Here is a 13,439-nt window from a genome sequence, read left to right as displayed (position 1 = left end):
TAATGATGAGTATGCATAAATGGTTGATGACATGCGTCGGGATGATTCTGCTGACATCGAGTCTGCCCGCGGCAGCGGTTGATGTGGCGCTCACTACGCCGGTGTCCGGTGTGGTCAAGACGGTATTGGTGCGGCAGGGGCAAAGTGTGAAAAAAGGGCAAAAGCTGGTCGTGCTGGATGATGCCATATTCCAGGCGCGTGTGATGGAAGCGGAAGGCAGCGTGGAGCGTTTGCAGGCGGATGCGCAGGAAGCCGAGCGCGATCTTAAGCGTGCCAAGGAATTATACAGCCGCGCAGTCAGTTCCACCACCGAGCTGGAGCAGGCGCAGGTGCGTTATTCGCGTACAAATGGCCTGTACAAGGAAGCGCAAGCCCGTTTGCTTGTCGCGCGTAAAAACCTCGAATACAGCACCTTGCGCGCTCCGTTTGAAGGTACCATAAGCAAGCGCCTGGCCGAGCCGGGCATGGTCGTGTCGGCCGAATTGCAACCGGCTACGCTGATTATCTTGAGTAAATGACTTAACAGTGAGTTGTTTGCGCAAATCGGTAGGGTGTGGAGTTTTGCGCAAACGGTCATTTGGCAGGAAACTGCCCCTACCTTTTTGAGGATTACCAGTGCAGCGCCCGATACTGCGGCGTTTTCTTGTCCTGATGCGATTGCATGCGGGTGATGATCTCATTCAGCACCGACATGCCATGCAGGATGTACGGGCCTTTGTTGAGCATCACGCACTCGGCGCGGCCGGACATCGCGGCATCGGTGATTTCGGCACGGGAGGGCAAGTTCAGCTTCACCAGGCTTTCCAGTACCTGCGTTGCCCATATCACCGGAATGTGCGCCGCTTCGCATAGCCACAGCATTTCTTCCTGTATTTCCGCCAGCCGTTCATAGCCGATTTCCACCGCCAGGTCGCCGCGTGCGATCATGATGCCGAATGCGCCATGACCGGCGCCACGGATGATGATATCCGGCAGGTTTTTTACCGCCTCCTGCGTTTCGATTTTGGCTATGATGCCGAGTTGGCCGGCATTGCGTTCAGCCAGTGCCATGTGCAGCAGATCCATATCTGAGGCATGCTGGATGAATGACAGTCCGATAATATCGGCATGGCGCACGGCGACATCCAGATCCTCCATATCCTTTGCCGTGAGTGCTGACAGCTTGAGCGAGCTGTCAGGAAAATTCAGCCCCTTTTGTGCCTCGATGAATTCGCCACTGGGCCGAACCTGGGTGATGCGCAGCCAGGCACCTGTGGCATCGATATGCTCAATCAGGCAACCGATGCGGCCATCATCTATCCACACGCTGTGGCCCGGCTGGAGATACGAAAATACATCGGGTTCGGAGCAGGAAATACGCGCCGGGCTTATGTTGTTGCCGGTTGCGTCGCGCTGTTCAATTTGTCCCGGCAGTTGGGCGCGAGTCAGCAGCAGCACATCATTTTGCATGACATGGATGCGTTGCGGCGCTGCGACGAAATCGCCGGTATTAACCCGGGCGTGCTGGTGTTTGGTGTTCACATGTTCGAGTACGGTGCCTGGGGGTATATAGGCTCCATTTTTGCAACTGACCATGACTTGCAGTGGCGAGAGGTGCTGAATAACGATGAATTCGCGCTTGCGTTTGTGCGCGTCATGAAATTTGATGCGGTCACCCTGTTTGAGCCTTTGCAGCCATTTTGCCGAAACGCTCAGGCGCGCGAGCTGGGCGTGCCCCAATTTGTCGCCAGTGGCAGGGCAGCCCGGATTGCCCGAGCCATCCAGGATGATTCGGGTCGGATATAGCGGGTTGCCCATGTCATCGCGTTTGATTTTGATATGCAAAATCGGCGGGCCGGCTGCCATCTCGCCGGTACGCAGTTTCGGGCCGGACAGATCGAACATCACCAGACATTCGCGCCCGCTTTCTTGCGCGGCCTGGCGGATATGGGCCACCATCTGCCGCCATGCGTCGGCATCGTCGTGTGAACAGTTGATCCGGGCACAGTCCATGCCCGATTCCAGCATTTCACGCACTATATCGTAATCGTCCGCCGCTGCGCTGGGCATGGTCACCATCATCAATGTACCGTGTTTGTTGTGGGCATTGGCGAATAGCCGGGTGGTATTATGGCGTAGCAGCATCTGGTCCCGGGTGATGGCATGATCGATGTCCGGCAGCGGGCTCGCCAATGTCGTCGCTTTGTCCATCATGGCCAGGGCATAGATGACGGCATCCAGAGTCGCCATCACGTGACCTTCGCAGCGCCCCAGTGATGACAGGCCGATGCGGCTCAGACGACTTTGCAGCTGACGCAGATCATGACGGCGCAGACCGATGTAGGCCGCCAGATTGGCAGCGCTGGGCTGATATTGCGGATTGTGCAGATAGGGCTGCCAGCGGGCTATCAGTTCGGCCTGGGTGGCGAGGGTGGCATCGCGCAATGCCGCCAGCTGCTGCGCCAAGGTCTTGATTTCAGCAACATCGGTTTGCTCTTGCGGCATGATAGATAATCCGGATTTTCGTGGTCGGTGCGGGATGAACCCCAGTGTACGACGGCTTTATGAAAACTTGGTTACATGCTGCCGGCGCCGGTAACAGCGCGGTTATTGCCAGCCAAAACGCCGTGCATAATGGGTTTTCATGAGCTGAGCCAATACTGCATAGCCGATCAGCACCAGAAGCAGGAACGGGAAATAGTCCGGCGGCAATGCCTGCAGCTTGAAGTAATGCGCAAATGGCCCCATGACGATGAATATTCCCAGCAGCATTACGCTAGCGGTCATGAACACCAGTAAACCGGCAGGACGGCTGTGCAAGAATGGCAGCTTGCGCGTGCGTATCATGTGCACGATGAGGGTCTGCGAGAGCAGTCCTTCCACAAACCAGCCGGACTGGAACAGCGTCTGGCTGGCAACACTATCGGCATGGAATATGAACCACATGATGGCGAAGGTGCTCACATCGAATATCGAGCTGATCGGGCCGAAGTAGATCATGAAGCGGCTGATGTCGCCGGGTTTCCAGTGCTGCGGCTGTTTCAGCAATTCTTCATCGACATTGTCGAAGGGGATTGCAATCTGCGACACGTCGTAGAGCAGGTTCTGCACCAGCAGATGCAGCGGCAGCATGGGCAGGAACGGCAGGAAAGCACTCGCAATCAGTACCGAGAATACGTTGCCGAAGTTGGAGCTGGCGGTCATCTTGATGTATTTGAGCATGTTGACGAAGGTTTTTCGGCCCTCGACCACGCCTTTTTCCAGCACCATCAGACTTTTTTCCAGCAGGATGATGTCGGCCGCTTCCTTGGCGATATCCACTGCGGTATCGACCGAGATGCCGATATCGGCAGCGCGCAGCGCGGGGGCATCGTTGATGCCGTCACCCATGAAGCCGACCACATTGCCGTTAGTCTTGAGCAGGCGCACGATGCGCTCCTTGTGCGCGGGGGAGAGCTTGGCAAAAACATTATATTGCTCTACCAGAGCTGCCAGTTCAACATCATCCAGTGCCTCGATGGCTGAGCCGAGCAGCACGCCATGCATCGGCAGACCCACTTCATGACAAATCTTGGCGGTCACCAGCTCGTTATCGCCGGTGAGGATCTTGATGGTGACGCCATGAGCCTGCAAGGCGGCAATGGCGGGGGCTGTGGATTCCTTGGGCGGGTCGAGAAAGGCGATATAGCCGACCAGTATCAGGTCCGATTCGTCTGCTACGCTATAGACCTCTTTGGTCGGTGGGGTCTCCTTCATCGCCACAGCCACGACGCGCAAGCCTTCGGCATTGAGCGCGGCGGTCAATGTATTGACCTGCTGCAATAATGCCGGCGTCAGCGGTTCGATTTGCGTGCCATGCTGGACGCGGTTGCATACATTCAGGATCTCCTCGACCGCGCCTTTGCAGATGAGTTCATGGTGGTCATCGCGTTCTGACACCACGACCGACATGCGCCGCCGCTGGAAATCGAACGGGATCTCGTCCACCTTGCGGTAATGCTGCATGACATTGAGGTCGCGGTGCACCTCGGCATGCTCGAGCACGGCGACGTCGAGCAGGTTTTTCAGGCCGGTCTGGTAGTAGCTGTTGAGATAAGCATAGCCCAGCACCTGATCGGAGACTTCGCCGAACACGTCGGTATGGCGCGCCAGGAAAATCTTGTCCTGCGTCAGTGTACCGGTCTTGTCGGTGCACAGCACGTTCATTGCGCCGAAATTCTGGATCGCGTCGAGGCGCTTGACGATCACTTTCTTGCGTGACAGTACCACGGCGCCTTTTGCCAGTGTCGAGGTGACGATCATCGGCAGCATTTCCGGCGTCAATCCGACCGCAACCGACATCGCAAACAGGAATGCTTCGACCCAGTCACCCTTGGTGAAACCATTGATCAGCAATACCAGCGGTACCATCACAAACATGAAGCGGATGAGCAGCCAGCTGACTTTATTGACGCCGGCCTGGAAGGCGGTGGGTGCACGGTCAGTGGCGGTCATGCGTTGCGCCAGTGCGCCGAAATAAGTGTGACTGCCGGTAGCGACCACGATCGCCGTGGCCGAGCCGCTGACCACGTTGGTACCCATGAACAGGATATTGTCGAGGTCTAATGGGTTGGTGATTGCGGGATTGCCATGGTGGGCGAACTTTTCTACCGGCAGCGATTCGCCGGTCATCGCTGCCTGACTCAGGAACAGATCCTTGGCATTGAGTACGCGCAAATCCGCCGGGATCATGTCGCCGGCCGAGAGGATGACCACATCGCCCGGCACCAGTTTCTTGATCGGGAGCTCGACTCGGCTGGCAGGCTTGGGGTGGAGTTGTATGTTGAAATACTGGAGGGCTTCTTCCGCGGCATCTGCGGCCAGGTCGCGACGCAGCACGGTCGCAGTGTTGCTCACCATGGCCTTGAGTTTGTCTGCGGCCTTGTTGGATTTTGTTTCCTGCCAGAAGCGCAGTAGTGTGGACAGCAATACCATGCTGCTGATCACGATGGTGGCTTTCATGTCATGGGTGAGATAAGACACCAGCGCCAGCAGCGACAGCAGCAGATTGAACGGATTGCGGTAGCTATGCCACAGGTGATACCAGCCCGATGGCGGTTTCTCGTGCTCGATCTCATTGGGGCCGACGTGCTCGCGTACCTGGTCGGCCTGGTTGGCGGTCAGGCCTTCCATGTGCGAGCCGAGCTCGCGCAGTAAAATGTCGGTATCGGCGGTAGCGGCAGCAGATAGCGTTTGTGCCAGAGTGGGCGGCACTTCCTTGCTGACACCGGTGCCGGTGATCGATTCCAGTATCGTTAACCGGCGGAAATGCCGGCTCATGGCGCGAGGCCGCGTCAGACGTACAACGAATTTTTTTAATGGATTCATCCGGTCATTCCCCCATCAATCGAGCGGCACGATTATGTCATGCTCAGTTGTCTTCTGGCTGACGGTCAGCGTTCAGTCATCCATTTTGCATTTTACGCATATGCGGCTGGAGGTTTTGGTTTCAGGATGACCGGCTCATATCATCCTGGTGCTGCTCGAGGATGGTGCGTGCCAGTGCAAGCATGCCTGCTTCGCTGATGTCGGTCACCATCACTGTGGCTGCGTGGTCGTAGTCCGGATAATGGTGAGTGATGGATTTGGTGTAAAACGGATCGTAATGTTTTTCCAGCAGTTCCAGTACCAGTGTATCCCACTGTCCGCTGTTTACCAGTGCTTTCCATTTGCCGATCTGCTCGTGGCCGTAGGTGCGAGTGAGGAATTCCAGCTTGGCATTGAGGCTGGCCGGATCTTGCAGAAAGTGCCCGTACTCGGATTTCAGCAATGCCACGCGGTGTTCGCTGCTGATTTCCATGCGCAGGCATTTCGGTTCGAGCCACATGGCGGAGATGAGCGCTTCCGGTACACGCAGCCTGCCTACCTTCTTGCTTTCGGCTTCGATGTATATTGGTCGTTCGGGATCGAGCTGGCGTAATTGCCACCAGATGAGGCTGTCGAACATCTTCTGCGATGGTTGTGCAATATCCGGCAGGTTGCCCAGGATGGAACCGCGATGCGCCGCCAGCTGCTCCAGATCCAGGACCTGGGCGCCGAGCATGTGCAGAGCCTGCAATAACCGGCTTTTGCCGGAGCCGGTCAGACCGCACACCACATTGAGTCTGAATTTGTCCGGCAAGGTCGCCAGTTCTTCAAGTACCGCACTGCGGTAGCTTTTATAGCCGCCTTCGAGTTTGCCGGCGCGCCAGCCCACCTGATTCAGGATATGTGCCATGGCGCCGCTGCGATTGCCGCCGCGCCAGCAATAAATCAGCGGGCGCCAGTTTTTGGGTTTGTCGGCAAAGTGGGCTTCGAGATGGTTGGCGATGTTGCGGGCAATGAGCGCCGCCCCCACTTTTTTGGCTTCAAAATCAGACGCCTGTTTGTATAGCGTGCCGACGATGACGCGTTCTTCGTTGCTGAGTACCGGATAATTGACGGCGCCGGGAATATGATCTTCTGCGAATTCGGCTGGTGTGCGTACGTCGATAATCTCGTCAAAATCGGCCAGGTGTGCTACGGTAGCGGGAGTAACTTTTCTCAATGCATGCCTTAATAAATGAACAAGATCAAATTAACACAATTCTCTCACGGCGGCGGCTGCGGTTGCAAAATTGCGCCGTCGGTGCTCAGTGAGATTCTGGCGAAAATGCCCAGCCGGCTGATCAATCAGAACTTGCTGGTGGGAACCGAAACCAGTGACGATGCAGCAGTATATCGCTTGAATGACAGTCAGGCCATTATTGCGACCACTGATTTCTTCATGCCTATCGTTGATGATCCGTTCGAATTCGGACAGATCGCCGCGACCAATGCCATATCCGATATCTATGCCATGGGCGGCTATCCCATTTTTGCCCTGGCAGTCGTCGGTATGCCGATCGACAAGCTGCCGGTGGAGGTGATCCAGGGTATCCTCGCGGGCGGCGAGTCGGTGTGTGCCAAGATCGGCATCCCCATTGCTGGCGGTCACTCCATCGATTCGCCAGAGCCTATTTACGGTTTGGTGGCGTTGGGGCTGGTGCATCCCGACAAGGTAAAACGCAATAATCAGGCGCAGGCCGGTGATGTGCTGATTCTGGGTAAGGGTCTGGGTATCGGCATCATGAGTGCGGCACTGAAGAAAGGCGAGCTGTCTGACGAAGGTTACCGGCAGATGGTGGCCAGTACCACCCAGCTGAATACGCCGGGTTCGGTTCTGGTCGATAATCCTGCCGTGCATGGCATGACCGATGTGACCGGTTTTGCATTGCTCGGACATTTGCTGGAAATATGCCGAGGGTCGAAGCTGGCTGCGGAAATTGATTTCGCTGCCTTGCCGGTATTGCCGGTGGCACTGGAGCTGGCCAAACAAGGCTATGCGCCGGGCGCTGCCGCCCGCAACTGGAATAGTTACGGGCATGACGTGAGTTTGCTGGACGCCATGCCGGCTTGGCAGAAGAACCTGTTGTGCGACCCGCAAACCAGCGGCGGTCTGCTGGTCACTTGTGCGCCCGGGGCTGTTGGCGGCGTGCTCGAGGTATTCAGGCAGCAAGGTTTCGGTTACGCCTGCGTGATCGGCGAATTGAAGAACGGAGAGGCCAAAGTTAGAGTGCGCTGAGTCGGTTCGATCAGGATGTGCGGTCGCCTGGCTGACGGAGCCACGAATAAGGGATGACGTAATGAATGTGCAAGTAACACCGGAAAAACAAGACGAGAAGCTCGATTCGAATTATCTGGGATTATTACGGCGCAATCCTCAGTCTTTTCTGAAACTGATTCTGATCGGATTTGCACTGGTCGCATTGCCGCTTATCGTCGCGCTGATCAATAGTGCCATTTCCATCGATCAGCTTGCGACGCAAAGCCGGAAAGCAGTATATCAGGCTGCGCAAATCGCTCATGGCAGCCGTGTGCTGGCTGACGAAATAACCGCCATGGAGCGCAGTATCCGGCAAACTGTCATCCTGAATGATGATAGTCTGCTTGAAGGCTATTTCCAGGCGCATGAGAAATTTGTGGATGTGGCCTCCACCCTGACGGCACTCTCCTTGCGGGATGATCTGAAGCAGGCGCTGGAGAAGTTGCGGTCAGCAGAGATGGCAATTTATCAACGGGTAATGGTCTCGCACGCGACGCCTGATGATCTGCATGATCTGGTTGGTGATTTCGTGCCATTGCTGGATTCGGCACATGCTTTTTCCTCCTCGGGTTACGCGCTTATCGAGCATGAAGTGGATGCCATGCAGTCGATGGCCGGACATGCCCGTTCTGTCGTGGGCTGGCAATTGCTGGCGCTGATTCCGTTTGCCATTCTGCTGGCACTGGGTTTTTCCGTGTTGATTACGCGTCCCATTCGCCAGATTGATGAAGCTATCCGCAATATGGGACAAGGGCTGTTGTCAGAAGCGGTCCGTGTACAAGGGCCGGAAGATCTGAAATATCTGGGCGAGCGGCTGGATTGGATGCGGCAGCGGCTATTGGAAGTCGAAGCGCAAAAAACCGAGTTCTTGCAGCATGTGTCGCATGAACTTAAAACGCCGCTTACTGCCTTACGGGAAGGTTCGGATTTACTGGCGGAAGGGGTCGTCGGCGAGTTGAATGCCAAGCAGCAACAGGTAGCTGATATCCTCCACGCCAACAGTGTACAATTGCAGCGGCGTATCGAGGATTTACTGAGTTTTAGTGCCTTGCAGCATGAAAAATCCGTGTTGGTCAAACAGTTTGCGAATCTGAGGACAATGCTTGATGCGGTATTGCAGGATCATAAGCTCGCGATCATGAACAAGGCGTTGCAGGTCGATCTCGCTTTACCTGAGCTGATGCTCGAGTGCGATGAACAAAAAATTAAAACCGTTTTGGATAATTTGTTGTCCAATGCGGTGAAATTCTCTCCCCGTAATGGGCATATTGCGATCAGCGCGCAACAAATCGGCGATAGATTGCAGCTGGATATAACTGATGCCGGCCCTGGCATTGATGAAGCGGATCGGGCGAAATTGTTCGATCCGTTTTATCAGGGACGTCGTGCACCGTCCGAGAGTGCTACCCAAGGCACCGGATTGGGCTTGTCCATTGCCCGCGAATATGTGCTCGCGCATGGCGGCAGCATCGAACTTTTGCCTGAATCAGGCGTGGGAGCACACTTTCGTCTCGATTTGCCACTGCATGATATTAAGGAAAATGTATGAACCGTATTTGCCGCCCCCGGATTTTGTCGGTAGTGACATTGGCAATGCTGATGAGCGCTTGCGCCACTCTGCCCAGTCAGCCGCGTTCGGCCAATGCAGCCTGGGTGCCATCATTGATTGTGACCAGCCAGGCTGAGGAGTTGCTGCTGTATTACGATTATTTGCGCAAACAGCAGCCGGCGGAGCTTGCCAGGGAATACGACAAGGCGCGGCAAAATCTGGCACAAACCAGAAACGACGTGAACAGGGTACGGGTCGCGTTGCTGCTTTCATTGCCGAATGCTACATTTCACGATAATGCGGCCGCGCTTGCACTGGTTAACGAGATGCTGAAAGATACGCATTCAACCAATACCGGTTTGCATGGTCTGGCAAGCTTGCTGAGCGCTTCGCTTACCGAGCAGCAGCGTACTTCTGAGGATCTGACTCAGAAATGGAAGGATGAGCAAAAGCGCGCTGATGGATTGCAGGATAAAGTCAACGCCATCAAAAACATGGAAAAAAATCTCATCCGCAGGGATCAACGCTGATTTGCAGAATAAGCCGATATGACCGTATCTAACCCCAAAATCCTGATCGTCGACGACGATACCGATTTGCTGGACCTGCTGTCCATGCGGTTGACCGCTTCCGGTTACGAAGTGGAAACCGCACAAAGTGCAGAAATTGCCATTAACCGTCTGGACGTCTCGCGGCCTCAGCTGGTCATTACCGACATGCGCATGAGTGGAATGGACGGCATGGCGCTGTTTGAGTACATCCATCGTACTACCCCGACTTTGCCCGTCATCATCCTGACCGCGCACGGTACGATACCCGATGCGGTTGCAGCGGCGCAGCGCGGCGTATTCGGTTACTTGTCCAAACCGTTTGACAGCAAGGCACTGCTGGCGCAGGTGGTCAAAGGACTGCGCTTGTCGCCGAGTCTTTATAACCAAAGCGACGAATTTTCAGGCATATGGCGAGAGAAGATTATTACCCAGAGTGCGGTAATGGAAGATTTGCTGACCAAGGCCAAGCTGGTTGCCGAGGGTGATGCGAGCGTACTGATCCACGGTGACAGCGGTACCGGCAAGGAATTGCTCGCAAATGCGATTCATGAAGCCAGCAAACGCGGCAATCGGCCTTTTGTTGCCGTGAATTGCGCAGCGATTCCGGAACAGCTGCTGGAGTCCGAGCTGTTCGGTCATGTCAAAGGGGCTTTTACCGGCGCTGTACGCGATCATATGGGTTTGTTCCAGAAAGCGGAAGGCGGTACGCTGTTTCTGGACGAGATCGGCGACATGCCGTTGCTATTGCAGGTGAAGCTGTTGCGCGTATTGCAGGAAAGACAGGTGCGCCCGGTGGGGTCTGCGCATACGATACCAGTGGACGTGCGTATTATTTCCGCCACTCACCGCGATCTCAAAGCCGAAGTCGCCGCCGGTAATTTCCGCGAAGATCTGTATTACCGGTTGCATGTGGTGGCAATGACGATCCCTGCGCTGTCGCAGCGGCGTGAGGATATTCCGTTGCTGACCAACTATTTCACGGGGGTACTCTCCAGGAAATATAACAAACCCATTAATGGCGTTGCGCCGGAGGCGATGGAGATGCTGGTGGGCGCTGCCTGGCCGGGTAATGTCCGGCAACTGATGAATGTCGTCGAACAATGCGTCGTGCTGTCGACCACTCCGCTGATTTCTCCTACCCTGGTGTATGAGGCCATGCACAAGGAAGAAGACCAGCTGGTTTCTTTCGAAGAAGCGCGTAAACAGTTCGAGCGGGATTATCTGGTGCGTGTATTAAAAATGACGGCGGGTAACATGACGCAAGCGGCGCGCCTCGCCAAGCGCAACCGTACCGAGTTTTACAAGCTGCTGGAACGTCATAATCTGGATGCCTCGGTTTTCAAGCGTGCGTCTGATTGACTCTTGCGTGTCGTTGTTCAGCGACAATACAAATCTGTTATTTTTCAAACTGTTACCATCATTTCCTTGGGTTCGTGTAGTTGTGCAACGACACTTTTACGAGTCGCGGATGGTGTTAATGTCATGTAACATGCTGTTTTATAGGCAAAATAATTTTTGGCATGGGAAATGCTCTATGTAATGTCAGCGATTTTGCTGTATTTATAATCAAGGAGCTTTTTCATGGGCAATGCTGGTCCTATCTTTTTATTCAACAAAATGGCGCAAGGGGTTGTACTGGGTTCGGTACTCATAATCGGCGCAATGGATGCTGCCCATGCCACTGGAATGGTCGCGCCCAAGGATGATCGTTCGTTCGAGCAATACGATACCAATCAGGACGGTTTTGTCAGCCCGAAAGAAGCAATAGCGATGGGCATGGTCACGCAGGATTTTGATGCTGCCGATGGCAATCATGACGGCAATTTGAGCAATGACGAATATATCAAGGCGGCGGCTGTTAACGAGCGCTTGAAAATCTCCCCGTCAAAAAAGCAATGAACACCCTCGACGACAGCATCGTAACTGCAAAAGTTAAAACGGGGTTGCATAAGAATGCTGTAGTGCAAGCCTTGCAGATACATGTCGAGACCCACAGCGGCATAGTCCAGTTGAGTGGCGTAGTCGATGACAGCAATAAACCGCTTGCTGTTGCACAGATCGCTACAGCTGGTCAGATTGCCGCTGGTGTTGAGGGTGTGAACGGGGTAATTAACCATCTGATTCCAAAGAAATTGAATAGCCAGGGCAGCTGAATGGACTGTGTGCCATCGTGGTCGTCCGCGATGGCTCAGACCTGATGAGGCTGTCTGCCTAATTCATTTGACGAATGCGACGCCTTGAACTGGGTATTGCACTTCGAGAGAATTAATGGAGATTGTTATGGAAATGTTTAACGAGGCTTTATATCCCGTATTGGTTGCGTCAGGGATTTCAGTTACTGCCTTTAGCTTGTTTGGTATCGTCGCCATGACCGACTGGATACCTTCTTCCCATGCTCCTGTTACGCAACCCGTGACGGCGAAAGGGAGGGCGGTCGAGACAAAACGCCCAACCGGCAAAACGTCTCCCCAAAACACGCCGCCTTGCCGTGACTGCAAGTCTGTTGAGTCGATTCGTGCTTCCGCAACGACTGCGCAGCCATGCGCGGTCTTAACCGCTGCAGAAAATGGCGGCGGAAAGATGTTCGCTATGATTGATGCCGTTTATCGTGTGTCCAGTCTGAATCGGATGTCTGTTGATGCGGCAACAGAATGCGGCAGACGTGGTCATGGTACCTGGATCACGATAATTTGAGGTTGTGATAGTTGAGATCGGTGGATCCCGAACAACATGCTAATCACTGAGGAGTAAACGAATGTTATTCAATCAAAGTCCGGGTTTGGGCTATAGCGTCAAACCTGTTTTTTCCCATGTCACGCTATCGTTGCTTGCCACAGGCGTTGCTTTTGCCGTGCCCGATGCGGCGCAGAATGTTTTGTATCAGTGGTGGCCGGAAGGGAGTTCCGGCTTGCTGGTGGTGATGCAGGTGGTGATTGCTGCGGCGCTGGTATTGCTGTTCAATATTTTCAAAGTCGCCTGGGATAACGGACGCCGGTTAAAAGCCAATACACTGGCTTCTTTGGTGCATGCCGGGGAAAGCGGTGACCGGCTGTCATGGCGCAACCATCAAAAAATGCTTAAGGGTATGCAGGAGACGGGTGAGATTTCGATACTTTCGGTTACCGGTAACGAGATGCTGGGCAAGGATCATTGCTGGATTCGCCAGGTGCTCGATGAGAGTAATGAGATACGGGTGTTATTGATGAACCCAGAGGGGCGAGGCGCTTACGAACGCACGCGGTTAAGCACAAATCCGGAAGCCCTGCGTGAGGGATATCGCCAGGAGATCGCGGCAAGCATCGCTTGCCTGGAGGTGCTGAGGAGTGAGGGCAAACGCGTAAGCCTCAAATTCTACGATGCTGTTCCGTTCTGGAAAATGGTCGTTGCCGGCGATTATGTCCGGGTGCAGTATTGCTACGGTACTGTCGTCAGCGAATGGCCTGAATATATATTTGCCTTGCGCCGGGATAAGCCGAGACGCGGATTGTTCACTCCGTTCTATGTGAATTTTTTGAATCAATGGCAAGATCAGTTATTGCCGGAATACGATTTCGAAACGCAGCAACTGGTCTATCGTGATAGCAGCGGTAATGAGATCGAGCGGGAACCGTTGTATGCCGATATGGCTAATCCGGCAGGGAACATCCTCGATTATTACAGGCCTATGGCTAAAGTCGTTAATGGATAGGGCTGATTAAATATCGGGCTGAAAAATTCA

The 13,439-nt window shown here is 54.5% G+C and carries 12 protein-coding genes; 9 read left to right on the top strand and 3 right to left on the bottom strand.

Annotation, left to right across the window (positions count from 1 at the left end):
• Nucleotides 1-11 precede the first annotated feature (11 nt).
• Complete coding sequence (locus tag CAP31_RS09405) at nucleotides 12-518, top strand: efflux RND transporter periplasmic adaptor subunit (RefSeq protein ID WP_223247237.1); 507 nt, start codon at nucleotides 12-14, stop codon at nucleotides 516-518.
• 91 nt (nucleotides 519-609) lie between these two features.
• Here CAP31_RS09405 and CAP31_RS09400 read toward each other — a convergent pair whose 3' ends face one another.
• From CAP31_RS09400 to mnmH, 3 genes are all read right to left on the bottom strand, one after another.
• Nucleotides 610-2,484 carry a pyruvate kinase gene (locus tag CAP31_RS09400; RefSeq protein WP_087447291.1) on the bottom strand — a complete coding sequence of 625 codons (1,875 nt, stop codon included), beginning with the start codon at nucleotides 2,482-2,484 and terminating at the stop codon, nucleotides 610-612.
• A gap of 102 nt (nucleotides 2,485-2,586) precedes the next feature.
• Entirely contained in the window at nucleotides 2,587-5,346 is a 2,760-nt protein-coding gene (gene mgtA, locus CAP31_RS09395) for a magnesium-translocating P-type ATPase (RefSeq protein ID WP_087447290.1), read from the bottom strand.
• A gap of 121 nt (nucleotides 5,347-5,467) precedes the next feature.
• Nucleotides 5,468-6,544, bottom strand: coding sequence for a tRNA 2-selenouridine(34) synthase MnmH (gene mnmH / locus CAP31_RS09390; protein WP_087447289.1), 1,077 nt, complete (start codon nucleotides 6,542-6,544; stop codon nucleotides 5,468-5,470).
• A gap of 15 nt (nucleotides 6,545-6,559) precedes the next feature.
• Here mnmH and selD point away from each other — a divergent pair, with 15 nt between their 5' ends.
• The 8 genes from selD (at nucleotide 6,560) to CAP31_RS09350 (ending at nucleotide 13,409) form a co-directional block, all read left to right on the top strand.
• Nucleotides 6,560-7,600 carry a selenide, water dikinase SelD gene (gene selD / locus CAP31_RS09385; RefSeq protein WP_087447288.1) on the top strand — a complete coding sequence of 347 codons (1,041 nt, stop codon included), beginning with the start codon at nucleotides 6,560-6,562 and terminating at the stop codon, nucleotides 7,598-7,600.
• Nucleotides 7,601-7,661: 61 nt separating this feature from the next.
• Nucleotides 7,662-9,170 carry an ATP-binding protein gene (locus CAP31_RS09380; protein WP_087447287.1) on the top strand — a complete coding sequence of 503 codons (1,509 nt, stop codon included), beginning with the start codon at nucleotides 7,662-7,664 and terminating at the stop codon, nucleotides 9,168-9,170.
• Nucleotides 9,167-9,700 carry a hypothetical protein gene (locus tag CAP31_RS09375; RefSeq protein ID WP_087447286.1) on the top strand — a complete coding sequence of 178 codons (534 nt, stop codon included), beginning with the start codon at nucleotides 9,167-9,169 and terminating at the stop codon, nucleotides 9,698-9,700. The genes CAP31_RS09380 and CAP31_RS09375 overlap by 4 nt, the downstream gene beginning before the upstream one ends.
• An 18-nt stretch (nucleotides 9,701-9,718) precedes the next feature.
• A complete protein-coding gene (locus CAP31_RS09370) occupies nucleotides 9,719-11,080 on the top strand; it encodes a sigma 54-interacting transcriptional regulator (protein ID WP_087447285.1) in 1,362 nt (453 codons plus the stop codon).
• A gap of 222 nt (nucleotides 11,081-11,302) precedes the next feature.
• The gene (locus tag CAP31_RS09365; protein ID WP_087447284.1) at nucleotides 11,303-11,620 is read left to right on the top strand and encodes a hypothetical protein; all 318 of its coding nucleotides are present in this window, start codon (nucleotides 11,303-11,305) and stop codon (nucleotides 11,618-11,620) included.
• Nucleotides 11,617-11,874, top strand: coding sequence for a BON domain-containing protein (locus CAP31_RS09360; protein WP_087447283.1), 258 nt, complete (start codon nucleotides 11,617-11,619; stop codon nucleotides 11,872-11,874). Before CAP31_RS09365 ends, CAP31_RS09360 begins: the two co-directional genes overlap by 4 nt.
• A gap of 127 nt (nucleotides 11,875-12,001) precedes the next feature.
• A complete protein-coding gene (locus CAP31_RS09355; RefSeq protein ID WP_087447282.1) occupies nucleotides 12,002-12,415 on the top strand; it encodes a hypothetical protein in 414 nt (137 codons plus the stop codon).
• A gap of 61 nt (nucleotides 12,416-12,476) precedes the next feature.
• A complete protein-coding gene (locus CAP31_RS09350) occupies nucleotides 12,477-13,409 on the top strand; it encodes a hypothetical protein (protein WP_087447281.1) in 933 nt (310 codons plus the stop codon).
• The last annotated feature ends 30 nt before the right edge of the window (nucleotides 13,410-13,439 follow it).

It is taken from the genome of Sulfuriferula sp. AH1 (genome assembly GCF_002162035.1).
Taxonomy (GTDB): Bacteria; Pseudomonadota; Gammaproteobacteria; order Burkholderiales; family Sulfuriferulaceae; genus Sulfuriferula.
The sequence above is the reverse complement of the archived record's forward strand: the minus strand, read 5'-3'. Positions and strand labels throughout refer to the sequence as shown.